The organism is Mesorhizobium loti CJ3sym (genome assembly GCF_000472785.1).
Taxonomy (GTDB): domain Bacteria; phylum Pseudomonadota; class Alphaproteobacteria; order Rhizobiales; family Rhizobiaceae; genus Mesorhizobium; species Mesorhizobium loti_E.
The window spans coordinates 33,805-59,597 of record NZ_AXAL01000002.1 but is presented as its reverse complement, the minus strand read 5'-3'; the positions used below and the strand labels follow the sequence as shown (position 1 = coordinate 59,597).

The window sequence follows — 25,793 nt, the reverse complement described above, 5'->3', positions numbered from 1 at the left end:
TGTTGCGAGGCGATCCGTGCCGAGAGTGAAAAGCTGGTGAAACTCGACGCCGCCGAAATGGCCGCGTTGGCCGAGATGCCCGCACCGGGAAAGCCTCTGGCCCAGCTGCGAGCGCGGCATAGCGATGGTCGACAAAGCGGGGCCGCGTTCTACGGCTTGTCTTTCGCTGGGAGCGGAATGGGTTTTGTCGGCGTCAGCAGAAATCCGTGCGGCTCTCCAGACGGCGCACGGCCACCGCCGACGATCTGGCCGCTCGAATTGATGTCTCGCGCTTCGAAGAGCGTCCAGCCGCGACCGCTGGAGTCCAGCATATCGTTGAGGTCGTAGACCGCCGTCCCGATCCACAAGGCGGCGTGAGTTGGGGAATTGCCCTTGAGCGCCGCGTTTCCGACTACAAGCCCCGCATCGTTGATCCCGAGCGCCATGCTGAACTCGCCGCCGAGCGTACGCAGATCGACGATTTTCGAGCCAACCCACACGGTCGCATGGGTTTCCGTATTGGCGTAGAGCATGGAATAGCCGGCAACCATGCCGCGATTGTTGATGGCCATGGCAAAGCTATAGTCGCCACCGGAGAGAGTGCCGAGGTCGGTTGGAACCCCTCCCTTCCAGAGCGCCGCATGGATCTTAAAGTCGCCGGTCATGTCAGCGAACCCGACCACCCACCCGCTGTCGCTGATGGCGGTGGCGGAGCTGGTGCGTCCGCCGAGGGTGCCGAGGTCGGTCGCGGTGCTGCCGCTCCAGAGCGCGGCGTGTTCGAGGCGAGTGTCACCGACGGTCGAATCTCCGGCTACCTCACCCTTGGCATTGATGCCCACGGCGCTGCTGCTGTGGCCGGCGACAGTGCCGAGGTCGGTCGGGGCCGTGCCGTTCCAAAGCGTTGCATGGACCTCGGATGTGCCCGCGATAAGCGAATAGCCGGCCACCTGCCCGGCCTCGTTGATCCCCTGCGAACAACCGGGGGCTCCGCCCATCGCACCGAGGTCCACGACGGCCTTCCCGGCCCACTTGACGGTATGAACGTTCGGATTGATGCCCGGTGGCGACGCGCCCGCCGCGTCGGAACCATTGTCCTTCGTCGTGGCGTAGCCGACGACCTGGCCGCCGTCATTGACCGCGCAGGCATAGCTTTCGGTTCCGTCGAGCGTGCCAAGGTCCGTCAAGGTGAAAGTCACCGGCGGCGGCGGTCCGCCCGAACAGCCCGACATTGTGCCCGCGAGCCCGAGGGCGAAAAACAGCAGTACCGGTGCGCAATGGTCGCGCGTTCGCATCTCCCGGCTCCCAGAACGAAAAGTATCAGCCGCGGGGTGTTGCGGCCGTCTTGCAGCATACGCTGCTGGCGCTCGAGCGGCTAGTGAGCCGCACCGGCGCCGTCTGCTACCCCGCCGCAACCTTCCTCGACGCCACCCGCGGCCGGCGCCGTTTGGCGACGAGCTTCAGCGCCACCGCCTGCTCTTTCGACAGAGCGCCTGTCACCGCCTCCACCATGCCATGGGCGACGAAATCGGCGTTGATGTCATGAGCCAGTTTATCGGCCGCTTGCCTGTCGTCGTTGCCGGTCTCCGACCAGAACACGATCCCCACTCTTAGTGCTGCCTTCGCGCGCTTCAGCCGCCGCACCAGGAAGCGGGCGTGCTTGACGGAATCGCGATTCAGGAAGCCGACCACCACGGTGTCGACTGTTCCGAGCTCGAGGCCGCGGATGCTTGACGGCTCCATGTCGGCAAAGCCCGCCTTCGACGCGGTCGCGCCCTGGACGTGCAGCACCTGCGCCAGCATCGCGGCGGCGGCATCGTCGAGTTCGCCTCGCCCGCCGGCGCAAAGCACAGATATTCCGGTGCCGTCGGGCAGGTCGACCTCGTCCTCGTCGGTGGCGTCGGCGTGGTCGCCGGCTTCGGCCACATCAGGTGCATCGGCCTCGTCGGCTTCTTCCTGTGCGTCGTCGTCGAGGTTGGCCACCAGTGCCAGCGCACTGGCCGCCACCTGTCGTCTCTGCAGGTCGCCCATGACGCCGCGCACACGGTCGCGCTCGCCCAGAAGAAGGGCCGGAATGGCGACCTTGTCGTAGAATTCGACCAGATATTTTTCCTCCAGCATCTCCTCCGCGTGGTCGGTGGCCTCATCCGGATCGCCGGCCAGCAGCCGCTGATAGAGCCGCGCATGCGGTTCGAGCACCGGCTCGTTGCCGAACAGCACGTCGAGGAATTCAAACTGCGGCACGTGCCTGCCCAGCACCACGAGGCAAACGGTGAGCGGCGTCGACAGCACCAGTCCGAGCGGGCCCCACAGCCAGGTCCAAAAGATCGCCGCGACGATGATCGCCAGCGGCGACAGCCCGGTTCGCGAACCGTAAAGCCAGGGTTCGATGACGTTGCCGGTGACCAGTTCCATCACCACGAACAAGGCGGCTGTCCACAGCACAAGCGACCAGCCGGGCGCCACGGCGAGCGCCAGGAACAGCGGCAAGAGCATGCCGATGGCCGGCCCGATATAGGGAACGAAACGCAGCGCCAGCGCCAGCAGCCCCCACAGCAAGGCATTGGGAATGCCGAGGATCCACAGCCCGATCGCAATCGGTATGGCGTAGACGATGTTGACCACCAATTGCATGAGGAGATAGCGGCCTACCCTTTTTCCCGCATCGCGAAGCGCCTCGGTGGTGCGGTGAAGGTCGCCATAGCCGACAAGCCTGATGAAGCGGTCGCGCAAATCCTCTCGCTCGAGCAGCATGAAGATGACGACGATGATGATCAGACCGGCCGATCCGAGCGGGCTGATCAGCGGTCCGACGATGTTTTGCAGGACTTCGAGCGGCTTCTCGCGCGACACGATCTCGACCGGCACCGGCTCGCGCGGCGGCTTGTCCGGCGTGGCGGCCGGCAGCGTAGCGTCCTGCTTGTCGATCTCCTGGCCGACACGCTCGACCACGCTGCTCAATCTGGCAATGAACCCGCCCCCGACCCCGGTTTCCTTGAGCGAACGGATCTTCTCCAGGATGTTGGTCTGGTAGACCGGGATGTTCTGCGCCAGTTCGCTGACCTGCGAGGCGACGATGAAGGAGAACAGGGCAAGGGCCGCGAAAGCGGCCAGCACACTGGCGATGACGGCGGCAATCCGGGGAATGCCGATCCGTTTGAGCGCCGAAACAAGCGGCGCGAGCGCGAAAGTCAAAAGCAGCGCGATGGCGATCGGTAGAAACACCTCGCGCCCGAAATACAGCGCCGCCACCGTGGTGACGATGGTTGCCACATTCGGCAATGACGTGCGCGGATGGGAGGAGGCGGAAAGAATGGCCTCCAGCCCGGAAGACGCCGTGCCGCTTCGACGATTGACCGCCACTTGATATCTCCCCCTGCCAACGGCCATGGTCTGATATATTGAGCCGGCGCGCAACCTTCGCCGAAGACGAGACGCTGATCGCCCAAGGGGAAAAATCCGGTTCACCCTTGACATCTTGAGTGCGCATCAATAAATGAGTGATCACTCACTCAAATGGTTTTGAAATGGCCCGCCCCCTCAGCGAAGAAAAGCGCGACGCAATCCTGGCATCGGCCACCGCCCTGGTGGCGACGCTCGGCACGGGTGCTGCCACGGCGAAGATCGCCAGGGATGCCGGCCTCTCCGAAGGCACGCTGTTCAACTATTTCGCCAGCAAGGATGAGCTGCTCAACCAGCTCTATCTCGAGATCAAGACCGATCTCGGCAAGGCCCTGCTGACGTCATATCCGTCGCAAGCCAGCGTGCGCGAGCGCAACCGCCATGTCTGGGACAATTTCATCGACTGGGGCGCGAAATTCCCGATGAAGCACAAGGCCATGCGCCAGCTTAGCGTCTCCGAGCGGATTACCGAGCAAAGCAAGCAGCAGGGCAACGCCGCGTTCGCCGACATCAGCGGGATGATCGAGGAAAGCCTTGCCGACGGCGCGCTGAAGGGTTGCTCGATGACTTTCGCCGGCGGCATTTTCGAGGCGCTGGCGGAGACGACGCTCGAATTCATCGCCCGCGATCCGCAACGACGCGAGCACTACAAGCAGGCCGGCTTCGGCTTCTTCTGGAACGGTATCTCGAAGTAGCATCCGGCCCTCCCGATAACGGCAAGGCAAACCATCACCACCGCAATTCAAGGCCAAACCAAAGCTCATAAATGAGTGCCTAATCACTCTTTTATCTATCAACCCTCTGAAAGGAAAACACAATGTCGAAAGTCTGGTTGATCACCGGCAGCGCCCGCGGGCTCGGGCGCGATATCACCGAGGCGGCCCTTGCCGCCGGCAACAGCGTCGTGGCGACGGCTCGCGATATCGGTCGCCTGGCCGATCTCGAAAGCCGCTACCCCGGGCAGCTGCGCGGCTTTGCGCTCGATGTCACCGACCCCGCCGCCGCGCAGGCCTCCGTCGACTTCGCGATCAAGACGTTCGGCCGCCTCGACGTGCTCGTCAACAATGCCGGCTTCGGCCATATCAGCCCCTTCGAACAGACTGAGGAAGCGGATTTCCGGGCGCAGGTCGACACCAACCTTTACGGCGTCGTCAACCTCACCCGCGCCGCGGTTCCTGCCATGCGCGCCCAGCGCTCGGGCCATATCATCAACATCTCCTCGGTCGGCGGGCGCGTCGGCACGGCGGGACTGAGCGCCTATCAGGCGGCCAAATGGGCGGTGGGCGGTCTCACCGAAGTCCTGGCGCTGGAACTCGCCCCCTTCGGCGTCAAGATCATCTCGGTCGAACCCGGCGGCATGCGCACCGACTGGGGCGCCACCGCCTTGGCCAACGCGCCGGCCTTGCTGCCCGATTATGAGCCGAGCGTCGGCGCGGTGCTCGGCATGCTCAAGGCCTATGTCGGCAATGCCATCGGCGACCCCCGCAAGGTTGCCGAAATCATCGTCGATCTCACCAAGCATGACACCTTGCCCGTTCACCTGATCCTCGGCAGCGACGCCTTGCATGTGTTTGGCCAGGCGGAAGCCGCACGCCAGCAAGCGGCGAAGGAATGGGCGCTGGTCAGCACCTCCATTGATATCGACGGCGTCGACCTGTCATTCCTGTCGCGGGAGAGCCAGTCATGAGCACCTGGACCACACATGACATTCCGCCCCAGCAGGGACACAAAACGCTCATCACTGGCGCGACCGGCGGTCTGGGCTACGAGACCGCGCTGGCGCTGGCAAAGTCCGGCGCCGACGTGCTGATGACCGGACGCAACGAAGCCAAGGGCAAGGATGCGCTGGCCCGCGTCAAGGCAGCCGTCCCCGGTGCAACCGTTCGCTACGCCCATCTCGACCTTGCCGATCTCGCCTCGGTCGAAGCCTTCGCCGGCCAGCTCGCCGGCGAATGGGACGCCATCGACCTGCTGGTCAACAATGCCGGCGTGATGACCCCGCCGGCCCGCCATGAAACCGCCGACGGTTTCGAGTTGCAGTTCGGCACCAACTATCTCGGCCACTTCGCCCTGACCGGACGCCTGCTGCCGATGCTGCGCAAGGGGCGGCAGACACGCGTCGTCAATCTCAGCAGCGGCGCCCACCGCATCCAGGCGGCGATCCATTTCGACGATCTGCAATGGCATAAGCGCTACAGGCCCTGGGCGGCCTATGCGCAGTCCAAGCTCGCCATGATCCTGTTCGCCTTCGAACTGCAGCGCCGCAGCGATGCCAAGGACTGGGGCCTGCTGAGCAACGCCGCCCATCCCGGCTACGCCCTCACCGACCTGCAGACCATCGGCCCCCGCATGGGCCGCGACGGCGGGTCCTCACCGTTCGACTGGCTCGGCGTGCTGCTGGCGCCGGTTCTGTCGCAATCGGCATCGGAAGGCGCTTTGCCGACGCTGTTCGCCGCGACGGCACCCGAGGCGAAACCGGGCGGCTATTACGGACCGCAAGGCCTGTTCGAAATGAAGGGCAAGGTCGGCGAGGCCAAGATCGGCAGGCACGCGCAAGACACCGCTGTTGCTGCAAGACTGTGGGATGTGTCGCAGGAGTTGACGGGGGTCGCCTGGCCGGGCGCGGCTTGACGCAGGCACCCGCTTGAGGCGCGCGGCACCAAGCGCGGCTCAGCTCATCAGCCAGCCCCCGGCCCGGTCGAGAAACGCGTCGCGCTGCTCGACCGCCGCCGGTGTGCCAAGCCCAAACGCCGTCGTCAGCGTCGCGATGTTCGATGCGATGAGATCGGCGAAGCGCTTCATGTTTCGCTTGTCGAGGCCGGCGAGTTGCCGCGCCAACGACCCTGCTATATCGGCCGTATAGCCCGCCCGCATACGCTTGCGCGCAGCGGCACTATCAATGCCGAGCGCCTGCAGGAAGGCTGAGAAATCGTCGACGGAAATTGCTTTCAGCCGATCCGCCGACCCTATCCTGAAGGCAAGCTCATCGGTCAGGTTGGCGTCGAGCCGCGTCGGCAGAAGGTCGTAGCGTGGCGCCATGCGGATGCGCCCTCGTGCCTCGTGAAGCAGCGCGAAATTCTTGGCGTGGCCATCGGTATTGCCGATCATCAGGTCAAACAGGGTGGCTCTGACGAAGATCTCCTTGGCGTCCGATGGGTCCGCCGTCGCCTCCAGCACACGGAGGATGGCCGGCGCGTCGAAGCGCCGACCAGGCGTTCCACGCCGTTCGTATTTCAGTGCCGCCGGCAAGCCGAGTGCCTGGGCGAAGTCCTCCTGATGGATACGCACGATCAGGCCGTCGCGTGTACGCGCGCGGTCGAAGCGAGTGATCAGTAGAGCTGCGACCGCGTCGAACGGCACGACCACGGCGTCAGTCGTCTCGAAGCCAAGCGTTCGCGACAGCGAGAGCGCCTCGGCCTCGTCGCGCGCATCGTGGACATGGCCCTGATCGGGAACCTTCAATATGTGCGTGGTCGGCGCGCCCGAACGCGGCCGCGGCTCGCCAAAGGAGCCGTCGGGCAGCATGGTCAGCGCGATCTTGCTCTGAACTCCGGCCAGCGGCGACGGGTCGGCGGTACCGTCCGGCAGACGACGGCGACGATGCAGCGCATCGACGATCTGCTCCATCCGTTCCGCGCCGACCGGTATGTAGTCCCGGCTATAGTCACCGGGCAGCTTGACCGGAGGTGCCCCCGCCGGCAGCACCGACAGGGCGCCGGCGCAGTCCTTGCCGAGATGGAACAACAGGCCGGCAATGTCGTCACGGGCGAGCCCCTCGCGGGCCATGATGTCGGCCAGTGCCGTGTCACGCTCCTGCAGCAGATTGTCGAAGAACGGCCGGGCCGCAACATCGCCATAAGGCTCGTCGGTCAACGGTAGCGACAGCGACAAGGCAACGGCATCGGGATTGGCGACATAGTCCGGCCGGTAAGCATAGGCGACCGCGCCATTGCCGTCGCACGCCAGAATGCCGATCGGCTCGGCGAACCCGTCGAGCCGGACATCGAGTGTCAGCGCGTCCATCATCGCTCCCTGGCGAGGAGCGCGATGCCGGCAGCATTGACAACCTTCAGCACCTTGCCCAGTTCCAGCGTCAGCTTGCCGTTTTCAAGCTCGGACAGGAAACGCCGGCCGACGCCGGCGAGATCGGCGAATTCCTGCTGCGAAAGCCCTCGCCCCTCACGCACCTTGCGCACCAGCCTGCCGAGATCCGCCGAGGATGCGATGGTGGTGAGTTCGGCCGCTTTGGCTGTGCTTTGCGTCGCTGCCTGCTCCTTTACATCGGATTCGAGGATGCGCGGCAACGTTACCCGGACGTTCGGCGAAAAGGCCCTGATCTCCACCCCAGCCACAAGGACGTCATTTCGCCCGCCCGGAGTCGGCGCCAGCGGCACGCCACCTTCGGCAAAGCCACCGGGCATGCCGATATCGGCGTTTTCGGACCGAGCGGCGCGGCGCGCGATTTCTATCGCACTCAGTGGCGCGGTCGTCGGTACGGGTGTGGTGGTTTTCGGCATATTTTTTGATCCCGAACGGGAACATAGCAAGTAAGAGAGTGAAATTCAAGCAGGATTGCTCCCGATCGGGATCAGACACAAATCAGATACCGTACGGTAGCATTCCGTAAAAAAACGCACTGCACAGAGCGCTTTGTTCCCGGACGGGAGCAGACTTCTGTTGCGCGCGATTGAGACTGGCTTGTCGGATCACCGCGCCCCATACCTCGCCAGTGCATGTTCGATCAGCACGTCGATCACCTGGCTGTAGCCGATACCGATCGCCGCCAGCGCCTTGGCGTACATGGAAATGTCGGTGAAGCCGGGCAGTGTGTTGACCTCGTTGACCAGCAGCGAACCGTCGGCGCGCAGGAAGAAGTCGACGCGCGCCATGGCCTCGCAGCCGAGCGCCCGGAAGGCCTGTTCGGCCATCTCCTTCGTCTTGGCAACGATTTCAGCCGGGACATCGGCGGGCACCTTGACCACAGCACCTTCGGCATCGAGATATTTGGCCTCATAGGTGTAGAAGCCATGCTTGCCGGCCGGGATGATCTCGCCGGGCGGCGAAACCGCCAATGAGCCATCGGCCCGCTCCAGCACCGAGCACTCGATCTCGCGGCCGGCGACGAACTCCTCCACCAGGAGCTTGCTGTCGTGCCGGAACGCCGCCTCGATGGCCGCAGTGAAACCGGCGCTGTCGGCCGCCTTGCTCACCCCGAACGATGAGCCCTGGCGCGCCGGCTTGACGAACACCGGCAGGCCGAGCCGTGCCGCGATATCCTCGAACGCTGCGGGCTCGCCGCGCCGCACGGTGACCGAGCTGGCAACGGCAAGGCCGGCCTCGCGCATCAGCCGCTTGGCGGCATCCTTGTCCATGGCGGCGGCCGAGGCCAGGATGCCGCAGCCGACATAGGCGACATCGGCGACTTCGGCATAACCCTGCACCGAACCATCCTCGCCGAACGGCCCGTGCAGCACGGGAAAGACGACATCGACGGGGTCAGGCTGTTGGCCACCCCTGGTGACAACCACCAGCCGGCCCTTGCCGCCGGGCAGCAGGGCGACCTCGATGCCATCCTCGGACACCAAAGCCCCTGCCCCCTCAACACCAGCCTCGGACGACTGCTGCAGCAGCCATTTGCCATCCCTGGAAATGGCGATCGGCACCACTTCATAGCGCGTCCGGTCGATCGCCTTCAGCACATTGGCGGCCGACAGTCTCGACACGTCATGCTCGGCCGAGCGCCCGCCATAGAGGATGGCTACCCTAATCCTTTTCTTCATTGAAAAGCCTTCTCAGTCATTGAAATCCCTCGAAATCAAATGGTGACGGCAATACCGCGATTGGCAAAGAAACGGTCGAAATCGGCTGGCGCCAACACTGCGTTTTCTTGTGTGGCCCTGTTGTGGCCGGACGGGTTGTGAAAGCGAAAACCGTCATCCGACGCCGCCGTCACCAGCACCAGATGACCGCCCTTCGACGGCGGCTCGCGCTCGGGCCAGCGGATCGAACTGCTGACCGAAGCGATGAAGAACCGCGATCGGTCAAGAATCGCCGGAATATCCGCTGTCGCGACATTGGTCATCACCTGCGCCTCCAGGCCGAATTCCGCCGTCACGAAGGTGACGAAGGGCGCGTAGATCAGGCCCTTGATCGAGCCTTCATGGACGACATAGCCGCCATGGCCAGTGCAGCGCCTGGCCAGCTCGATCGTCGGCACGATCTCGCCACGGCTCGCCAGGATCATTTTCAGGCACGCCATGCCGCAGATGTTGGCGGCCCAGACCGCGTATTCGTCGAGCGTTTCCGCGCCCGACCCTCGCCACAACGGATCGCGCCGCAGCGCGACTTCGGCGCCATCGGCCAGCACGGCCAGCGTCATGTCAGGCGTTTCCCACTGGCTGAAAAACGGCACGGTTTCAGGCAACGGGTTCATGTATCTCTCGGGCTGCTCGCATCAATCTCGTATACGAGAATACCAGATTGATGAAAAACCGTTTAAGCCTGTCGGAATTTGATGGTGCCGTCGCCCCGCCTACTCGGCCTTCGTCCAGCCGAAGACCTGCCAGGCGTATTTCGATTTTTCGTCGGGTTCGACCGTGTAGGTCATCTGCATATCGCCGTCCTTGGCGTAGATGTCGAGCCTCGGTGCCGTATCGAGCTCCAGCCATAGTGAGCTCTTTTTGAAGGACCAGGTTCCGCACCAGACGCAAGGCCCCGATGTCGGGTCGCCCGGCTGATGGAAATTGTAGCGGCCGTCCGCGGTGATCTCAAGATAGTCGAACGCGCCGTAAAACGCCGTCAGCGTCTGCTGGAACTCGGTGGCCGCCGCCTCCTGTTCCGGCGTCGGCGCATCCGTCATGTCGCGCGGCGGCCGGATGGCTGAGCCGCTGAGTGTCCATTTGCCGACGAAATCCTTCTCGGTCGGGAGGTATTCCTCTTGAGCTTGCACTGGGCGGACATAAGAAACTGATAATATATTAGCCAGATCAATGGTCCCGATCGCAAGGAACAGCGTGGTGGCGCAGATCGCCCTGGTAGATCTCTGCATAAAGTGTATTTCTCCGCGATGGGGTAAAGATATTCTGTTTGGGAGTTACATTGAAAAACCGTGGCACGCTTTGCCTCAATGCCGATTCCCGCCCGCCACATGCACGGTTAACATTGAGGCGACCAATCTGGCAACGCAGGGCAACAGGCATTGAGACAAACGAAAGCCCGCCAGGAGGGGGATCCGACGGGCTTTGGGAAAGCTTGGAGCTTTCAGATGTCTGAGGGGGGATCAGACGTGGGAAAACCCTTGCGGCCCGAGAAGGTTCCGGCGCAACGAAAAAAATCTAGCGGCAGAGCCGCGAAGTTGCGCGATTCGACAGTGGAGCGATTTGTTTGCGTTGGCGACTGGCTTGAAGTGGAACCTTCCGCGCCCAACGAGGTTTTGTGGCGCGGCCGGGAGGAATGGCGATTGGACCTTTTTCAAAAGCTCGAGGCGCTCATCGACAGCGCCGGTATCGACGATGTCGAGCAAGCAACTGCGTTGCTGCGCCGCTTCAAGGGCAAGTCGCAGCCTCTCACTACGGCCATTGACGAATTCATGCTCGACTTCATGACATTGGTCTTCGTCGTTGAAACCGGCGAGGACGAGTTCGAGAAGCCAATGCGCAAGCTGGCGTGCACCAGGCTTTCGAACATCAGGCAATTGGTCAACGTGCCGGCGTAGCAGGTTTTAAGCCCGGTCACCCATCCGCGAACGCGGTTCCCAGGAGCCTCCATATCGCTGCAATCGCGGCCTTCTGCTCCAAGCGGCGCTGGATAGACGGAGGCCGCATTACCAAATTGTATGGACCGCCCGATTGTCAAACCGTCGGATCGGGACGAAGCTTGGCGGAGCCTGTCAGCCGCAGGATACGCTGCCATGAAGGATCGACCCATACGCATCGAAGTCAGGCGCAAACGCTTGCGCATGGACCGCCGGCATGTCCTGCTCGGCATCGCCGGCACGCTGCTGACCAGGCCCGCCACGGCCAATGTGCCGACAGCCTATGATCCCAACGCGATGCCGGCGATGGACAGTCGAGCCGGCTTCATCGACTGGATGAAGAAGAACCGGGGCGAGGATGCCGGCTTCCTTGGCCAGCGCTGGGACCGCTTCCAGGACCTGCTCGCCCACAAGGATGTCTGGGACCAGCGTGACAAGCGCGCCTATCTGATGACGCCGCGCGAGGAGTTCGTCACCAAGGCCAATCTCGACCGCGCCTATGAATGGCACTATCTCGATATCGGCTATGGCGTGACGATCACCGGTCCCCACAGCGTCGCGCGCATGACCAATTCACTGGAGATAAAGCCCGGCGACAAGGTGCTCGAGATCGGCACCGGCTCGGGCTACCAGTCGGCCTATCTGTCGAACCTCACCGACAAGGTGTTCTCGATCGAGATCATCAAGCCGCTGGCGGCAAGGACGCGCGCGCTTTACGACGCGCTGATCGCCAAGGGCTATTCCGAATACAAGGCGATCCACACCCGCAACGCCGACGGCTATTATGGCTGGCAAGAAGAAGCGCCGTTCGACAAGATCATCGTCACCTGCGGCATCGACCACATCCCACCGCCGCTGCTGCAGCAGTTGAAGCCGAACGGCATGATGGTCATCCCGGTCGGCCCGCCTGGCGCCCAGCATGTGCTGAAAGTCACCAAGCATCAGGAAGCGGATGGGACGTTCCAGGTTACGCGCGCCGACATCTACAATGGCGGCACGCTGTCCTTCGTGCCGTTCACCAAGCTTGAAGGCGACGCCATCAAGGGCACGCATAACGGCCCTTGAGCTCATGGACGGGATTTATCCCTTCAGCAGCGCCGCCAACCTTGGAATGCCTTCGGTCACCGCGCGACGGTCGGCCAGCGTGAAGGACAGCCGCAGCGTGTTGCGCCCGGTGCCGTCGGCGTAAAAGGCGTTGCCGGGCACGAAGGCGACGCGCGCCTCCTTCACCGAACGCGCCAGGAGCGCGCTGGCATCAACACCTTCCGGCAGCGTCGCCCAGACGAACATGCCGCCTTCCGGTCGGCTCCAGGTCACACCATCAGGCATGTTGGCTTCCAGCGCACCAAGCAGGCCGTCGCGGCGTTGGCGATAGGCGCCGATGAGTTTTTCGACCTGGCCGTCGAACACGGCTTCGGCGACGCGGTGCATGACCAACTGGTTGATCGACGGGCTGTGCAGGTCGGAAGCCTGCTTCATCAGCACCAGCTTTTCCACCACGTGGCGCGGCGCGCAGACCCAGCCGACACGCATGCCCGGTGACACGATTTTCGAGAACGAGCCGCAATAAAGCGTGCGTGCGTTGTCGATGCCGCCGGACCGCGCACAATCGAGCGCCAGGATCGGCGGCACGCCCTCGCCGTCATAGCGCAGCGCGCGATAGGCGGCATCCTCGATAACGGCGATGTCGAGTTCGCCGGCGAGGTCGAGCACGGCTTCGCGCTGTTTTTTGTCCAGCGTGTTGCCGGTCGGGTTGGCGAAGTCAGGCACCAGGTAGGCGAACTTGACCTTGCCGCCATTTGCGGCGGCGGCCGCGTGATAGGCCGCAGGCGTCATGTTGCCGCCTTCGGGCCGCAGCCGGTCGTAACGCGGCTCGTAGGCATTGAAGGCCTGCAGCGCGCCGAGATAGGTCGGCCATGTGACCAGCGCGGTATCGCCCGGCGACAGGAACAGCTTTCCCAGATAATCCAGCGCCTGCTGCGAGCCGGAGGTGATGAAGATATTGCCCTCGTCGCAAGCGACGCCAAGCTTGCCCATCTGCGCGGCGAGCCAGCGCCGCAGGGGCAGATAGCCTTCCGAGACCTGGTATTGCAGTGCTGCTCCCGCCTCGGCGCCGCCCAGCACCTCGGCATAGGCATCGCGGATCGCCTCGGCCGGAAACAGCGCCGGATCGGGAATACCACCGGCAAACGAGATGATGTCGGGCTGGTCGAGCAGCTTCAGCAGTTCGCGGATTTCGGAGGCTTTCATGCGCGACGAGCGCGAAGCCAAGAGGTTCAAAAGGGTCAAGTCACGCCTCCCCAGACGATTTCATATAGGTCAACCTGGCTGACCTATATCCGCTTTGTCAGGCGATTTGAATAGTGCCTGAACGCCTTCCGCTATACGCCAGTAGCCGCCGGGGCGGAACGCCTACAAGGTTTTCTTGTAGCCAAGATGGCTGCCGGTGAAGCCAAGGTTCTCATAGAAACGGTGCGCATCCGCCCGTCCCTTGTCGGTGGTGAGCTGGACGAGACGACACCCGCGCGTCCGGCATTGATCGATCGCCCATTCGAACATCAGCCGGCCAACGCCGCCCGAGCGCCGATGGCCGGCGACCCGAACCGCCTCGATCTGCCCGCGCCAGGCGCCCTTGCGCGACAGCCCGGCAAGGAAGCTGATCTGCAAGGTGCCGATCACCTCGCCGCTATCGACCGCCACCGCCAGCAACTGGTTGGGATCAGCGTCGATGGCGTTGAAGGCATCGAGATAGCCCCGCGCCAGCGGCAACGAGGCGTCCTCGCGGCCAGCGCCAAGCGGATCGTCGGCCAGCATGGCGACGATGGCAGGCAGGTCGGAGGCCACAGCTTTGCGGAAGATGATCATGGCGCCGGGATAGCGCGAGGCTTGGGGGGCGGCAAGTGTGCGCTCTTCCCTTCTCCCCTTGTGGGAGAAGGTGGATCGGCGCGCAGCGCCGAGACGGTTGAGGGGTGTTCCAGCGGAGTGAGACGATGGCGTCCCCTGGAACACCCCTTGTGTATTTGGAATCGTGCATTGTTGAGGGTGCCACGGACCAGGTGCTTGCCTGATCCGTGGCGGCGGCCGAGAGCCCGTCACCCCTCAGGTGGCTTAAACCGTGGATGAGCTGGGGCCCGACCGCCTTCTTTTGTGAACCCGAACAGTTGCAAGGGGCAAGCCCCCGCACACAAGGAAGGGACCGAGGAAATGGTTGCGCAAACGGTTCAGGACATCGGCATCGATGTTGCCAAGCGCTGGCTCGACGTGGCCGTGTTTCAAACGCAGGAACAAGCGCATTTCGATAACGACAAGGACGGATGGGCCAAGCTGATAAGATGGTTGCGGGGCCGCACCGTACGCGCCATCGGCATGGAGCCGAGCGGCGGCTATGAGCGGGGCGTGGCCAAGGCGCTGCGCAGCGCCGACCTGCCGGCCAGGAACGTCAATCCGCACAAGCTGCGCCACTATGCCCGCGCCCTTGGCCGATTGGCCAAGAACGATCGCATCGATGCCCTGCTGATTGCGCGCTACACCGCCGAGCTGCCGACCCGGCCGGTACGTTGCGACCCAATCGCCGAGCAACTCGCCGATCTCGTCGTTGCCCGCAGGCAGCTCAGCGACGACAAGGTCAGCCTCGCCAATCAGCTCCAGCAGCTACGCGAGCCGACAGTCAAGCGCATCTTCACCCAGCGGCTGCGCCGCATCGAGCTCGACATCGCACTGCTCGCCAAGCGTATGGCCGAACTCGTCGCCAGCCAGCCGCCACTCGCAGCCAAGGATCGACTGATCCAATCCTTCCACGGTGCGGGTCCGGTCCTCAGCCATACCCTACTGGCGTTGGCGCCGGAGATCGGGCAGGCCTCGCGACGAGAGATCGCCGCACTTGCCGGTCTGGCGCCCTATGACTTCGACACCGGCACATTCAAAGGCCGCCGCATCATCTGGGGCGGCCGACACGCCCTGCGCAGGGTGGTCTATATGGCTGCGCTCACCGCCAGCCGCTCCAATCCCCCACTCAGGGACTTCCACCAGCGTCTCATTGCCAACGGCAAGCAACCAAAGGTCGCTCTCATCGCCGTTGCGCGAAAGATCCTCACCATCCTCAGTGCAATGATCCGAAACAACGAACCTTGGAACCCAAACAGGTCCTGAAAACACAGTTGCTCATCCGACCTCGCTTCGCGAGGCCACCTTCTCCCACAGGGGGAGAAGGAAGAGGCGCTACTTACCCCTCATATACCGCCTGCGCCTCCATCAGCGCCCGGTCCAGCCTTTCACCCTCGGCATATCCAGCCAGGTTCTGCGGCCGCTCGATGCCGGGCAGCAGCCTCGGGCACGGTTCGGCGGCGCCGATCACCATCCGCACCGGGATGACACCGGCCCACACCGGATGCCCATAATCCTCCTCATCGTCGCCGACGCCCTTGGCGCGCACCTTGGCCGATGCCTCCTCGATGCGCATGCCGATCACCGTCGTCGCCTTGGCCTCCTGCGCCGAGATCGGCCGCAAGGTCTCGGATCGGCCGGGATAGAAGCGGTCGACCACGCCGGCCAGCGCCTTCATTTTCTCTTCCGGCTCGTCGACGATCCGCGCCGTCCCAAAACACATCGCCGAGCGGTAGTTGGCGGAATGGTTGAAGCCGGTGCGCGCCAGCACCAGCCCGTCGAGATGCGACACGGTCAGACAGGCCGGCGTGCCACCGCGCAACTGGCGCAGCATGCGACTGGCGGACGAGCCGTGCCAGTAAAGCATGTCGCCCTCGCGCCAGTGGATGGTCGGCGTGCAATAGGGCTGGCCGTCGAACGTATAGGCGACATGGCAGAGCAGCCCGGCATCCAGCACCGCGAAGACGGCCGCGTGGTCGTAGCTGCCGCGCTCATGCAGGCGCTTGACCCGGTTGCGGCTGGTGGTCGGAAAGCTGGCGGCGACGTCGTTCACGGCTTGCATCCTCGGTTGTTGTCCGCCAACCATGCGCTGTGATATTGGTCGATAAAAGAACCAATCCCATGGATAAAATTCAGACCAATTCTCCGGACTGGTCGGCGCTGATCCCGGTCCTGCCAGGTGATGGCCCGCGCAGCCGCGAACTTTATGCGGCCCTGCGGCGGCTGATCGAGACCGGCACGCTGGCCGCCGGCGCCAAACTGCCGACCACCCGCGACCTGGCAGGGCGCTTCGGCCTGTCACGCTCGGCCGCGGTCGCCTGTTTCGAAATGCTGATCGCGGAAGGCTTTGCCATCGCCAGGGTCGGCGCCGGCACCTTCGTCGCGCCCGATGTGCCCTATCTGCCGGCGACACTCGTCAAGCCGCGACCGCCGGAGATCGATGCCGCTGCCTCGCTGCCTTGCGGCCTTGGCGTGGCGGTGTCGGACCCGCGCACGCTTGATATGTTCCGCATCCTGTTGTCGCGCCACCTCGCTCGTCCCGGGCCGGAGCATTTCCGCTATGGCGATCCACGCGGCGGCATCGGCTTGCGCACCGCGATTGCCACGTATCTGCGAACCGCACGCGGCGTGCGCTGCGACGCCGGCCAGATCGTGCTGACCTCGGGCACGCAACAAGGGCTGGACTTGCTTGCGCGCGCCGCCCTTCGCCCCGGCGATGCCGTATGGATCGAGAATCCCTGCTATCTAATGGCGCATGCGGCACTTGCCGGCAGCGGCGCCAGGATTATCGCCGTACCGGTCGACGCCGAAGGGCTCGATCCCGAGATCGGCGAGCGTCTCTGTCCAAGGGCACGCGCCGCCTATGTCACGCCCTCCCATCAATATCCACTCGGCGTGACCATGACCATGCGCCGGCGGCTCGCTCTGCTCGACTGGGCGCGGCGCAATGATGCCTGGATCATCGAGGACGATTATGACAGCGAGTTCCGCTATGCCGGCCCGCCGCTGACCGCGCTGCAAGGCATTGATGGCGCGAACCGCGTCGCCTATCTCGGCACCTTCTCCAAAGTGCTCTTCCCCGGCCTGCGCATCGGCTATGTCGTGGTGCCCGAAGCGCTGCTCGACGCCGTCATGGCGGTCAGGGCACGCGCCGACCGCTACCCCTCGACGCTGGCCGAAGGCGCGCTGACCGACCTTCTCAACGAAGGCCATTTCGCCGCGCATCTGAGACGCGTGCGCCGCCACGTGCAAGCCGCGCGCGATGTGCTGGTGGCGGGTCTCGAGGCGCATTGTGGCGATGCGCTTGATGTGACGGTGCCCAAACAAGGGCTGCATCTGATGGCGATGCTGAGGGGTGGCGGGCCGGATACGGCGATTGTCGAAGCGGCGAAGGCTGCGGGCGTCGGCGCTCGGGCCCTGTCCTCGATGTTCATCGACGGCCCGCCTCGCCATGGTTTGGTGCTGGGTTTCTCCGGGTTCTCGGATGAGGAGTTGATGGCCGCAACGGTGCGGCTGGGTGGGGTGATGCGATAGCCTCCCTTGCCGCCGCTGAAACACATTCCATTTGATTGGACACGTCGCGCGAACCGGTGCCTATTGTACACGCGGGGGATGCGAACGACCGAGGAGCAGGCCATGATTGCGCTGAACGTGAATGGACAGGATCGCAGCGTCGATGTTCCCGATGACATGCCCCTGCTCTGGGTGTTGCGCGATGTCATCGGCCTGACCGGCACCAAGTTCGGCTGCGGCATCGCCCAGTGCGGCGCCTGCACGGTGCAGCTCGACGGCCAGCCGGTGCGGTCGTGCGTCCTGCCTGTCGCTTCTGTCGGCACGCGGCATGTCACCACCGTCGAGGCGATCGGCGCGACGCCCTCGGGCAAGAAGGTGCAGCAGGCCTGGCTCGACCTCGAGGTCATCCAGTGCGGCTATTGCCAGTCCGGCCAGATCATGTCGGCCTCGGCGCTGCTGGAACGAAACCCCAACCCGAGCGACAGCGATATCGATGCGGCGATGTCTGGCAACATCTGCCGATGCGGCACCTACACGCGCATACGGGCGGCGATAAAACAGGCCGCCAAGGCTTGAAGGAGACAGCCAGCATGAGCAAGCCATTCTCCTCCCCGAACCCGAAAACAAATGCCTCGCGCCGGGCCTTCCTGCAAGGCGGCGGCCTTCTGCTGGGCTTCGCCATGCTTGGCGCCGGCATCAGGCCGGTGGTTGCCGCGACCGATCCTGTCGAGGGTGATGTTTCCGCCGCCTTCGCGCCCGATGCCTTCATCCGCATCGGCACCGACGGCAAGATCACCTTCATCCTGCCCAACATCGAAATGGGACAAGGCACGCATACCGGCGAAGCGACGCTGATCGCCGAGGAGCTGGAAGTCGGTCTCGACCAGGTGAGCGTCGTCGACGCGCCGCCCAACGACAAGCTCTACGCCACAGCCGCCCTTGGCGGCCAGGCGACGGGCGGTTCCACCTCGATGCGCGCCACCTGGGAGTCGCTGCGCAAGGCGGGCGCCACGGCGCGCATGATGCTGGTTTCGGCGGCGGCCGCGCAATGGTCGGTTCCGGTATCCGAATGTGCCGCCAAACTGGGTGTGGTCACCCACCAGCCGACCGGCAGGCAGCTTGCCTATGGCGCGCTCGCCGATGCGGCGGGCAAGCAGCCCGTGCCAACCGACATAAAACTCAAGGACCCCAGGGATTTCGAACTGATCGGCAAATCGCTGCGCCGGGTCGACACATCAGGCAAGGTGAACGGCGCGGTGGTCTACGGCATCGATGTGCGTGTGCCCGGCATGAAGGTGGCGACCGTGGCCGCCTGCCCGGTCTTCGGCGGCACACTGGCGGATGTCGACGACAAGGCGGCGCGCGCCATACCGGGCGTGCGCGACATCGTGCGCCTGCCCAATGCGGTCGCCGTCATCGGCGATCATTTCTGGGCCGCCAAGAAGGGACTGGCGGCACTCGACATCACCTGGAACGACGGCGCCAATGCCAGGCTCGGCAGCGCCGATATCATGGCCGCCCTGAAGACAGCATCCGAGCACAAGACGCCGATCATGGCGCGCAAGGAAGGCGACGTCGAAGGCAAGCTGAAGGCAGCATCGAAGACGGTCGAGGCGGCCTATGAATTGCCATTCCTCGCCCATGCGCCGATGGAGCCGATCAACTGCGTCGTGCATGTGCGTGCTGACGAATGCGAGATCTGGGTCGGCACGCAGGTGCCGACCCAGGCGCAAGGCTGGGCCGCGCAGGTCACCGGCTTTCCGCTCGACAAGATCATCGTCCACAATCACCTGATCGGCGGTGGTTTCGGCCGCCGCCTTGTCGCCGAATCCGTCGGCCAGGCCGTGGCGATCGCCAAACAGGTCAGTTATCCGGTCAAGGTGATCTGGACCCGCGAGGAGGACATCCAGCACGACCTTTACCGTCCCGCTTATTATGATCGCATCTCCGCCGGCCTCGGCCCGGACGGGTTGCCGACGGTGTGGATCGACCATGTCGCCGGCGGTTCGGTGCTGGGCAACTACATTCCCGGCGGCTGGCCGGAAGACAAGCTTGACGACGACGCCGTCGAGAGCGCCGTCAAGCCGCCCTACGACCTGCCGGTCATCCAGGTCGACTGGGTGCGCCAGGATCCGCCGGTGCCGATCACATGGTGGCGCGGCGTTGGCCCCACGCACAATGTCTTCGTCGTCGAAAGCTTCATGGACGAACTCGCCCATGCGGCGGGCAAGGACCCTGTCGAGTATCGCCGGGCGCTGACGAAGAACCAGCCGCGCGCGGCCGGCGTGCTGGAGCTGGTGGCCGAAAAGTCCGGCTGGGGCTCGCCCATGCCGGCCGGCTCGGGACGCGGCATTGCCCTGCACGATGCCTTCGGCAGCTTCATGGCGGCGGTGCTGGAAATCTCGGTTTCGCCAGCCGGCGAGATCACGCTGCACCGGGCGGTGGTGGCTGTCGATTGCGGCATTGCCATCAATCCCAACACCGTCGAGGCGCAGATCGAAGGCGGGCTGATCTTCGGTCTGTCGGCCGCGCTCTACAGCGGCATAACCTTCACCAATGGCCGCGTCGACCAGAGCAATTTTCACGACTACCGCATCCTGCGCAACAACGAGGCGCCGAAGATAGAAGTCTATCACGTCAAGAGCCTGGAATCGCCCGGCGGTATCGGCGAGACGGCGACGGTGTCGGCCGCGCCTGCCCTTGCCAATGCGATCTTCGCCGCGACGGGAAAGCGCCTGCGCAGCCTGCCCTTCGACCGCAACCAGCTGAGGAGCGACAGCGCCGACAAGACCAGCGTGTCGATGATGCCGCCGCTCAGCGTGCCCGTGCTGGCGGCGTTGGCGATAACCGGGGAAGCCGATGAATCCGAAGCCGAGGCGGCGTGACCATGAAACGGCTGGGCCTCATCATTCTCGCCGCCGTGGTGGTCATTGCCGCTGCCGTCGCGGTGTTCCTGTTCAAGCCGGCGTCGCTGCCTGATGTCTCCGTGGCGCAGGCCGCACTGCCGACCGGCCAGGCGCTGATCGATCGTGGCGAGTATCTGGCGCGCGCCGCCGACTGCGTCGCCTGCCACACCACGTCAGGCGGCAAGCCCTATGCGGGCGGCCTCGCCTTCAAGCTGCCGTTCGGCACGCTCTATTCGCCCAACATCACCGCCGACAAGGAAACCGGCATCGGCAACTGGAGCGATGCCGAGTTCGTGCGGGCCCTGCATCAGGGCATCGACGACCAGGGCAAAAATCTCTACCCGGCCTTCCCCTATGCCGCCTATGCGCGGATGACGACGGAAGACGCGCTGGCGATCAAGGCCTATCTGTTCAGCCTGCCCCCGGTGCGCGCGGACGCGCCAGGGAACGAACTCGTCTTCCCCTTCAACCAGCGCTACGTCATGCGCTTCTGGAACCTGCTGTTCGTGCCGAGCGGCCCGCTGCAGCCCGACCCGCAGCAGACGGCGGACTGGAACCGTGGCGCCTATCTGGTCGAGGCGATGGCGCATTGCGGCGAATGCCACACGCCGCGCAATCTGTTCTACGCCCTCGACAGCGGCAAGACCTTCGCCGGCGCCGAACTGCAGGGCTGGAAGGCCTACAATATCAGCTCGGACAAACGCACCGGCATCGGCAGCTGGAGCGACGAGCAGCTGACCGACTATCTCTCCAAGGGCCATGCGGAAGGGCGCGGCTCGCCGACCGGCAGCATGGGCGAAGCGGTGGACTACAGCTTGCGCCATTTGACGCCCGAAGACATCAAGTCAATCGTCGCCTATGTCAGAACCGTGCCGCCGCAGGTCAGCAGCGACCAGGCGATCGTAGAGGCCGATCCACCCACGCTCAAGGCGTCGACCGCCTATGCTCCGGCTACCGACGCAGCCGCGCAAGGCGGGCTTGGCCTGAAACTGTTCCAGGGCGCCTGCGCCAGCTGCCACGGCTGGAACGGCGAAGGGCTGCAGACGCCCTATGCCGCGCTGCGCGGCAGCCGCACGGTCAACGACCCCGACGGGACCAATCTGATCCAGGTCATCCTCAAGGGCGCGCATATGACGACGCCGACAGGCGCGCAAACCATGCCAGCCTTCGCCAACGCCTATTCGGACGTCGAGATCGCTGCGCTCGGCAACTATGTCCTGGCGCATTTCGGCGGCAAGCAATCAGCCATCACGCCGGCGGATGTGGCCAAGGCGAGGACGCAATGAGGCCTTGACGGCAAGGCGGCGCGACGCCAGGGCGCCGGCGGGTCTCAATCCCCGTCAGCCGCGGGCTTCGCCTTGCCACACTGCGCCAGCACCTTGCCGATGGCCCCGCTCGAGCCCTTCAGCGGAAAACTGATCGCGCCATATTTGGCTGAACTGACCGAGACATCGCCCTTCGAACGCAACAGGTCGAGCAGCGGATCGGCCTTCGCCAGATTGACCACGAAATATCCGTACATTTCCTCGAGCTGCAGCGTCTCGGTCAACGTCTTGCCGTCGGCCTTGAAGTCGAAAGCGCCGCTGGCTCCGGGCTCCGTCTGCTGGCCGCTGGAGCCGAGATCGTAGCTCAGTATCGGCGTGTCGAAACAGGTCAGCATCAGATACGCGTCACCTTTCGGCCCGCCACAGACCGAGGCGGTCAGCACCTTGCCGCCTTCGTCGTCCTCCATCTTCGCGCTCCAGCCGCTGCACGACGCGGCAAAAGCCGGCTGCGCGGCCTGCAACGCGGCCACGGCACCGGCGACGACGAGATATCCCGCTTTCATGATTTCCCCCGATTGACTGCCTCTAAGGCATTTGCAGCACTGGCTGGCACCATATAGGAAAAGCGGTGCGGTGGCATTGCCTGTTCGGCACGGGCGCTCGGCCCCGGTTTGGAGAGCCCGGTTTGGTGAACATCGTGTCGCGAGTTCGTCTGTGTCTTTTGCTGGCCGCCCTGGTGGCCTTGCCGGTGACCGCTCATGCCGCGTGGAAGCCGGTCGAGAAGGTCGAGACCTACGCCATTTCAGGCCAGTCCGGGCTGGAGCTCTACCGGTCGATCGGCGAGAACGGGCCGAATGTCGGTATTACCCGCGCCATCGCCTACACCAACTTCAAGCTGACCTGGGGGGTCAGGGACTACAAGCCCAGGGGCAAGGACTGCGTGCTGACGGCGAGGAATCCGAAACTGGTCATCACCTACACCTTGCCAAGCCCTTCCGCGCCGCTGCCGCCGGCCGTGCAGAAGAAATGGGAAGTGTTCATCGCCGGCGTCAGCGCCCATGAGAAGGTGCATGGCGCCAGCATGATACAGATGGTCCATGACATCGAAGCCGTGACAGACGGACTGACCGTCACTGACGATCCCAAATGCAGCAAGACCAGGGCCGAGGTGGTCCGTCGGCTCGACGCGATCTCGAAAGCGAGGATACAGGGCAGCCGCGATTTCGACCGTGTCGAACTCGGCCAGGGCGGCAATTTGCAGAAGCTTGTCCTCGCTTTGGTGAATGGCGGGTGAGCGCCCTACCGGCTCAGACCAAACGCTCCACTCAGTCGCCCATCGGCGGCGCGCCACTGGCGACTGCACCGCTGGCACGCGAATAAATAACCGTGTAAATCAGGGATTATAGTTCCGAACATCTTTTTCGCGCGGGTCGTCATGGCAAAAATTCTTACCTATGCCGGAGCAATTGCGCTCGCGATTGTTATTTCCAACTCGTGGGCGCAGGCCAGTGGAAGACCAAAGCCAGATCCATCCTGTTCTGAGGTCGATAAGGCATACGATCAGGAAAAGAGACCCGAACAATATTCAATAACGACGCATGAGGTGCAGGCCGACGGTTCACTGAAACCTTATCAGGTCCTGCAGGTTACCAAACGTGCTTCCTTTAAAAAATACGCCGCCTCCGACAAATGGCTGCCGAACGGCGAAGCATACTTTCCTTTGATGGATCGGATGGGGCCGACATTCACGTCTTGCAAAGTACTAGACAGGAAGGGAAGCTTTCTTCACTACGCAGCGACCTGGCACGGCTTTCCCTACGTGACCAAGGCGGAACTGTGGATCACTAGCGACGACCACCGGCTGGCGAAAATGCTTCGGCGCTATCCGAAAGGCCGCCCCTTGCAACTTCCCTTTGCGGTTGCTCTGGACGTCTACGCCTACGACACAACTGCCAGCAGTTCGGTTACAGGAGCCAGCACTCCGGGACCCGATCCCTCATGCCTTGATGTTAACAATGCCTATCGGCAAGGCAATCGGCCGCCGCGATACACGATCACGACATACCAGGTGAAGGACGATGGCTCGCTCAAGCCTTACCAGGCCATGCGTGTAGCCGACGACAATTCCTACACAAAATATGCCTTCGCCGACAAATGGCTGCCACACGGCAAAGCCTATTTTTCCATCATGGATCGCATGGGGCCAAAATTCACATCCTGCAAATTGGTGGGCGAGGAATCTTCGGCCTCGGGCAAGCTCCTTCACTAAGCGGCGACGTGGCAAAACTTTCCCTACACCGCAGCGGCGGAACTGTGGGTCACGCAGGGCAACCATAGGCTCATGAAGGTGGTTCGCCGCTACCCCGACACACGCTGGCAGTTTCCGTTTGCGGTCGCGCTCGAACTTTACGACTACAATCCGGCGCAGGCCACACTTCCGGCACCGCAATAGCCGGTGCCGGAAGTTGACGCAGACAAGTCTGTTTCCCGGTCGCCGCCCTACCGGCTCAAATCGAGCGCAGCACTCAGATCCCCCATCGGCGGCTCGCCATTGCCGGCCAGCGCCTTGTCGCGGGCGACGATGCCCGGAAGCACCGGCAGGTCGTAGCGCGCGGTGATGAAGCGCAGGATCGAGGTCGTGTCGTATTGCGTGTGGTCGACCGTGCCCATCTTCGCATAGGGCGAGATGATGAAGGCCGGGATGCGGTTGCCCGGGCCCCAGCGGTCGGCCTTGGGCGGCGCGACATGATCCCAGAAGCCGCCATTCTCGTCATAGGTGACGACCACCAGCATGTGGCTCCATTGCGGGCTCTTCTCCAGATGCGAAACGAGGTCGGCCAGATGCTGGTCGCCAGAGGTCACATCGGCATAACCGCTGTGCTCGTTGAGATTGCCTTGCGGCTTGTAGAAGCTGACAGACGGCAGCTTGCCGTCGTCGATCGCCTTGATGAACTCGGTGCCATCCAGGCCACCGTCCCTGAGATGCTCGGTCCGCGCGGCTGTACCCGGCGCATAGGCCGCGAAATAGTTGAACGGCTGGTGGTGGAACTGGAAGTTCGGCACCGGCGTCGCGTTCTTGCCGTCGAGCGTGGCCTGCCAGGCGCCGGCATACCAGGCCCAGTCGATCCCCTTCAGCGACAGCAAGTCGCCGATGGTGATGTCATGCTGCGGCGGCAGCGTGCTTGCCACGGACGGATCGGCCAGCGCCTTGTCGCCGCCCTCGGCCGGCTTGTTGTTGCTAGGCTGATAGGGCGGCTGCATGGTGTTGACGGCATAGAAATCGGGAGTGATGGCGCCGTCATTGACGAATTTCGGCGCGCCGCCAAGTGCCGAGGCCGGCGAGTTGTCGGCAACTTTCAGCGTCTTGCCATCGGCCTCGACGACGGCGATCTGCCCTTTCACCGGGCTGGTGTCGGCATGCGGATAAACCGGCGCGCAGGCGCAGGCGAGCATGATATGGTTGAGGAACGAGCCGCCGAAGGCGCCCTGGAAGAAATTGTCGGCCAAAACGTATTTCTTCGCCACCGCCCACATCGGCAGGCCGGAGCCGTCATAATGGCCCATGACGAGACCGCCGGAATCGGCCCAGGCGACGAACTTGTCGTTCTTGCCCGCATCGATCTGCATCTGCTCCTGGTAGAAGCGGTGCCAGAGGTCGCGGGTGACGACCGATGTCTTCTCGTTGAAGCCGCTGGCGTCGTCGATGGCGAAGCTGGCATTGGCGAGATGCGCCGACTGCGCCTCGGTCACCGGTGGCGTCACCCCCTTGGCGGTCAGCCCGCCCCAGGCCGGCGGCAATTCGGAAAGCGGCGTGCCGTCACGGTCGAGCTGGCGCGCCTGGTCGGCCGAGACATTCGCCAGCCCATTGGCGCCGGGGAAGCCGCCATAGAGATTATCGAAGCTGCGGTTCTCGGCATAGATGACGACGACGGTGTCGATCCTGTCGTAGCCGGGAGGAGCGGCGTGGGCCACGCCGGCGAACGACGCCAGCGCCGTCGAGGCGAGGCAAAGCGAGAGAAAAGACCTGATCATGGAAAGATGCCTCGTGGCTGGCTGGAGGACGGCACGCATGGGCAACGAAAATACAGGAATGGA

General features: G+C 63.9%; 24 protein-coding genes. 12 read left to right on the top strand and 12 right to left on the bottom strand.

Going from position 1 to position 25,793, the window contains the following annotated elements; all coding sequences use genetic code 11:
* Nucleotides 1–149: 149 nt before the first annotated feature.
* Together A3A9_RS38290 and A3A9_RS0104775 are read right to left on the bottom strand one after the other, a co-directional pair.
* Complete coding sequence (locus tag A3A9_RS38290; RefSeq protein ID WP_051370757.1) at nt 150–1,271, bottom strand: hypothetical protein; 1,122 nt, start codon at nt 1,269–1,271, stop codon at nt 150–152.
* Between the two features lie 106 nt (nt 1,272–1,377).
* Complete coding sequence (locus A3A9_RS0104775) at nt 1,378–3,339, bottom strand: AI-2E family transporter (protein ID WP_027057751.1); 1,962 nt, start codon at nt 3,337–3,339, stop codon at nt 1,378–1,380.
* A gap of 164 nt (nt 3,340–3,503) precedes the next feature.
* Between A3A9_RS0104775 and A3A9_RS0104770 the strand changes: the two genes are divergently transcribed.
* The 3 genes from A3A9_RS0104770 (at nt 3,504) to A3A9_RS0104760 (ending at nt 6,009) form a co-directional block, all read left to right on the top strand.
* Nucleotides 3,504–4,073, top strand: a complete 570-nt coding sequence (locus tag A3A9_RS0104770) for a TetR/AcrR family transcriptional regulator (protein ID WP_027057750.1) — start codon at nt 3,504–3,506, stop codon at nt 4,071–4,073.
* 122 nt (nt 4,074–4,195) lie between these two features.
* The gene (locus tag A3A9_RS0104765) at nt 4,196–5,065 is read left to right on the top strand and encodes an SDR family NAD(P)-dependent oxidoreductase (RefSeq protein ID WP_027057749.1); all 870 of its coding nucleotides are present in this window, start codon (nt 4,196–4,198) and stop codon (nt 5,063–5,065) included.
* Entirely contained in the window at nt 5,062–6,009 is a 948-nt protein-coding gene (locus A3A9_RS0104760) for an oxidoreductase (RefSeq protein WP_027057748.1), read from the top strand. Before A3A9_RS0104765 ends, A3A9_RS0104760 begins: the two co-directional genes overlap by 4 nt.
* Nucleotides 6,010–6,048: 39 nt before the next feature.
* Here A3A9_RS0104760 and A3A9_RS38285 read toward each other — a convergent pair whose 3' ends face one another.
* The 5 genes from A3A9_RS38285 to A3A9_RS0104735 form a co-directional block, all read right to left on the bottom strand.
* On the bottom strand, nt 6,049–7,401 hold the full coding sequence (locus A3A9_RS38285; protein ID WP_051370755.1) for a HipA domain-containing protein: 1,353 nt from the start codon (nt 7,399–7,401) through the stop codon (nt 6,049–6,051).
* Nucleotides 7,401–7,895 (bottom strand): helix-turn-helix transcriptional regulator, encoded by a 495-nt coding sequence (locus tag A3A9_RS42350; protein ID WP_082221879.1) that lies wholly within the window; start codon nt 7,893–7,895, stop codon nt 7,401–7,403. Before A3A9_RS42350 ends, A3A9_RS38285 begins: the two co-directional genes overlap by 1 nt.
* A gap of 189 nt (nt 7,896–8,084) precedes the next feature.
* Nucleotides 8,085–9,158: a D-alanine--D-alanine ligase family protein gene (locus tag A3A9_RS0104745; protein ID WP_027057746.1), complete on the bottom strand. Its 1,074-nt coding sequence runs from the start codon at nt 9,156–9,158 to the stop codon at nt 8,085–8,087.
* A 35-nt stretch (nt 9,159–9,193) separates the two neighbouring features.
* Complete coding sequence (locus tag A3A9_RS0104740) at nt 9,194–9,811, bottom strand: C39 family peptidase (RefSeq protein WP_027057745.1); 618 nt, start codon at nt 9,809–9,811, stop codon at nt 9,194–9,196.
* Between the two features lie 99 nt (nt 9,812–9,910).
* Nucleotides 9,911–10,426, bottom strand: a complete 516-nt coding sequence (locus tag A3A9_RS0104735; RefSeq protein WP_027057744.1) for a hypothetical protein — start codon at nt 10,424–10,426, stop codon at nt 9,911–9,913.
* Nucleotides 10,427–10,675: 249 nt separating this feature from the next.
* Here A3A9_RS0104735 and A3A9_RS0104730 point away from each other — a divergent pair, with 249 nt between their 5' ends.
* Both A3A9_RS0104730 and A3A9_RS0104725 read left to right on the top strand, forming a co-directional pair.
* Nucleotides 10,676–11,092 (top strand): hypothetical protein, encoded by a 417-nt coding sequence (locus A3A9_RS0104730; protein ID WP_245278978.1) that lies wholly within the window; start codon nt 10,676–10,678, stop codon nt 11,090–11,092.
* Nucleotides 11,093–11,287: 195 nt separating this feature from the next.
* Complete coding sequence (locus A3A9_RS0104725; protein ID WP_245278977.1) at nt 11,288–12,196, top strand: protein-L-isoaspartate O-methyltransferase family protein; 909 nt, start codon at nt 11,288–11,290, stop codon at nt 12,194–12,196.
* A 15-nt stretch (nt 12,197–12,211) separates the two neighbouring features.
* On the opposite strand, the gene A3A9_RS0104720 is transcribed toward A3A9_RS0104725, so the two are convergent.
* Together A3A9_RS0104720 and A3A9_RS0104715 are read right to left on the bottom strand one after the other, a co-directional pair.
* On the bottom strand, nt 12,212–13,381 hold the full coding sequence (locus A3A9_RS0104720) for a PLP-dependent aminotransferase family protein (RefSeq protein WP_202596353.1): 1,170 nt from the start codon (nt 13,379–13,381) through the stop codon (nt 12,212–12,214).
* Between the two features lie 162 nt (nt 13,382–13,543).
* Nucleotides 13,544–13,996, bottom strand: coding sequence for a GNAT family N-acetyltransferase (locus tag A3A9_RS0104715; RefSeq protein WP_027057740.1), 453 nt, complete (start codon nt 13,994–13,996; stop codon nt 13,544–13,546).
* Between the two features lie 339 nt (nt 13,997–14,335).
* Here A3A9_RS0104715 and A3A9_RS0104710 point away from each other — a divergent pair, with 339 nt between their 5' ends.
* On the top strand, nt 14,336–15,280 hold the full coding sequence (locus A3A9_RS0104710) for an IS110 family transposase (protein ID WP_027057739.1): 945 nt from the start codon (nt 14,336–14,338) through the stop codon (nt 15,278–15,280).
* A 73-nt stretch (nt 15,281–15,353) separates the two neighbouring features.
* On the opposite strand, the gene A3A9_RS0104705 is transcribed toward A3A9_RS0104710, so the two are convergent.
* Nucleotides 15,354–16,100: a pyridoxamine 5'-phosphate oxidase family protein gene (locus A3A9_RS0104705; protein ID WP_027057738.1), complete on the bottom strand. Its 747-nt coding sequence runs from the start codon at nt 16,098–16,100 to the stop codon at nt 15,354–15,356.
* A 35-nt stretch (nt 16,101–16,135) separates the two neighbouring features.
* Here A3A9_RS0104705 and A3A9_RS0104700 point away from each other — a divergent pair, with 35 nt between their 5' ends.
* The 4 genes from A3A9_RS0104700 (at nt 16,136) to A3A9_RS0104685 (ending at nt 21,719) form a co-directional block, all read left to right on the top strand.
* The gene (locus A3A9_RS0104700; protein ID WP_082221877.1) at nt 16,136–17,548 is read left to right on the top strand and encodes a PLP-dependent aminotransferase family protein; all 1,413 of its coding nucleotides are present in this window, start codon (nt 16,136–16,138) and stop codon (nt 17,546–17,548) included.
* Nucleotides 17,549–17,650: 102 nt separating this feature from the next.
* Nucleotides 17,651–18,103, top strand: coding sequence for a (2Fe-2S)-binding protein (locus A3A9_RS0104695; RefSeq protein WP_027057736.1), 453 nt, complete (start codon nt 17,651–17,653; stop codon nt 18,101–18,103).
* A 14-nt stretch (nt 18,104–18,117) separates the two neighbouring features.
* Nucleotides 18,118–20,412 (top strand): xanthine dehydrogenase family protein molybdopterin-binding subunit, encoded by a 2,295-nt coding sequence (locus tag A3A9_RS38280; RefSeq protein WP_063827764.1) that lies wholly within the window; start codon nt 18,118–18,120, stop codon nt 20,410–20,412.
* A gap of 2 nt (nt 20,413–20,414) precedes the next feature.
* Entirely contained in the window at nt 20,415–21,719 is a 1,305-nt protein-coding gene (locus A3A9_RS0104685; RefSeq protein WP_027057735.1) for a c-type cytochrome, read from the top strand.
* A 44-nt stretch (nt 21,720–21,763) separates the two neighbouring features.
* Here A3A9_RS0104685 and A3A9_RS0104680 read toward each other — a convergent pair whose 3' ends face one another.
* Nucleotides 21,764–22,261: a hypothetical protein gene (locus tag A3A9_RS0104680; RefSeq protein ID WP_027057734.1), complete on the bottom strand. Its 498-nt coding sequence runs from the start codon at nt 22,259–22,261 to the stop codon at nt 21,764–21,766.
* A 134-nt stretch (nt 22,262–22,395) separates the two neighbouring features.
* Between A3A9_RS0104680 and A3A9_RS0104675 the strand changes: the two genes are divergently transcribed.
* Nucleotides 22,396–22,992 (top strand): DUF922 domain-containing protein, encoded by a 597-nt coding sequence (locus A3A9_RS0104675; protein ID WP_027057733.1) that lies wholly within the window; start codon nt 22,396–22,398, stop codon nt 22,990–22,992.
* A gap of 141 nt (nt 22,993–23,133) precedes the next feature.
* Nucleotides 23,134–23,967 carry a hypothetical protein gene (locus A3A9_RS43845; RefSeq protein ID WP_152536065.1) on the top strand — a complete coding sequence of 278 codons (834 nt, stop codon included), beginning with the start codon at nt 23,134–23,136 and terminating at the stop codon, nt 23,965–23,967.
* Nucleotides 23,968–24,197: 230 nt separating this feature from the next.
* On the opposite strand, the gene A3A9_RS0104660 is transcribed toward A3A9_RS43845, so the two are convergent.
* Entirely contained in the window at nt 24,198–25,730 is a 1,533-nt protein-coding gene (locus A3A9_RS0104660) for an acid phosphatase (protein ID WP_027057731.1), read from the bottom strand.
* Between the last annotated feature and the right edge of the window lie 63 nt (nt 25,731–25,793).

Bases quoted from the DNA above. Each gene is read 5' to 3' on its own strand.
- A3A9_RS38290 (WP_051370757.1), bottom strand. From the start codon at position 1,271: ATGCGAACGCGCGACCATTGCGCACCGGTACTGCTGTTTTTCGCCCTC.
- A3A9_RS0104770 (WP_027057750.1), top strand. From the start codon at position 3,504: ATGGCCCGCCCCCTCAGCGAAGAAAAGCGCGACGCAATCCTGGCATCG.
- A3A9_RS0104765 (WP_027057749.1), top strand. From the start codon at position 4,196: ATGTCGAAAGTCTGGTTGATCACCGGCAGCGCCCGCGGGCTCGGGCGC.
- A3A9_RS0104760 (WP_027057748.1), top strand. From the start codon at position 5,062: ATGAGCACCTGGACCACACATGACATTCCGCCCCAGCAGGGACACAAA.
- A3A9_RS38285 (WP_051370755.1), bottom strand. From the start codon at position 7,401: ATGGACGCGCTGACACTCGATGTCCGGCTCGACGGGTTCGCCGAGCCG.
- A3A9_RS42350 (WP_082221879.1), bottom strand. From the start codon at position 7,895: ATGCCGAAAACCACCACACCCGTACCGACGACCGCGCCACTGAGTGCG.
- A3A9_RS0104745 (WP_027057746.1), bottom strand. From the start codon at position 9,158: ATGAAGAAAAGGATTAGGGTAGCCATCCTCTATGGCGGGCGCTCGGCC.
- A3A9_RS0104740 (WP_027057745.1), bottom strand. From the start codon at position 9,811: ATGAACCCGTTGCCTGAAACCGTGCCGTTTTTCAGCCAGTGGGAAACG.
- A3A9_RS0104735 (WP_027057744.1), bottom strand. From the start codon at position 10,426: ATGCAGAGATCTACCAGGGCGATCTGCGCCACCACGCTGTTCCTTGCG.
- A3A9_RS0104725 (WP_245278977.1), top strand. From the start codon at position 11,288: ATGAAGGATCGACCCATACGCATCGAAGTCAGGCGCAAACGCTTGCGC.
- A3A9_RS0104720 (WP_202596353.1), bottom strand. From the start codon at position 13,381: ATGAAAGCCTCCGAAATCCGCGAACTGCTGAAGCTGCTCGACCAGCCC.
- A3A9_RS0104715 (WP_027057740.1), bottom strand. From the start codon at position 13,996: ATGATCATCTTCCGCAAAGCTGTGGCCTCCGACCTGCCTGCCATCGTC.
- A3A9_RS0104710 (WP_027057739.1), top strand. From the start codon at position 14,336: ATGGTTGCGCAAACGGTTCAGGACATCGGCATCGATGTTGCCAAGCGC.
- A3A9_RS0104705 (WP_027057738.1), bottom strand. From the start codon at position 16,100: ATGGTTGGCGGACAACAACCGAGGATGCAAGCCGTGAACGACGTCGCC.
- A3A9_RS0104700 (WP_082221877.1), top strand. From the start codon at position 16,136: ATGGATAAAATTCAGACCAATTCTCCGGACTGGTCGGCGCTGATCCCG.
- A3A9_RS0104695 (WP_027057736.1), top strand. From the start codon at position 17,651: ATGATTGCGCTGAACGTGAATGGACAGGATCGCAGCGTCGATGTTCCC.
- A3A9_RS38280 (WP_063827764.1), top strand. From the start codon at position 18,118: ATGAGCAAGCCATTCTCCTCCCCGAACCCGAAAACAAATGCCTCGCGC.
- A3A9_RS0104685 (WP_027057735.1), top strand. From the start codon at position 20,415: ATGAAACGGCTGGGCCTCATCATTCTCGCCGCCGTGGTGGTCATTGCC.
- A3A9_RS0104680 (WP_027057734.1), bottom strand. From the start codon at position 22,261: ATGAAAGCGGGATATCTCGTCGTCGCCGGTGCCGTGGCCGCGTTGCAG.
- A3A9_RS43845 (WP_152536065.1), top strand. From the start codon at position 23,134: ATGGCAAAAATTCTTACCTATGCCGGAGCAATTGCGCTCGCGATTGTT.
- A3A9_RS0104660 (WP_027057731.1), bottom strand. From the start codon at position 25,730: ATGATCAGGTCTTTTCTCTCGCTTTGCCTCGCCTCGACGGCGCTGGCG.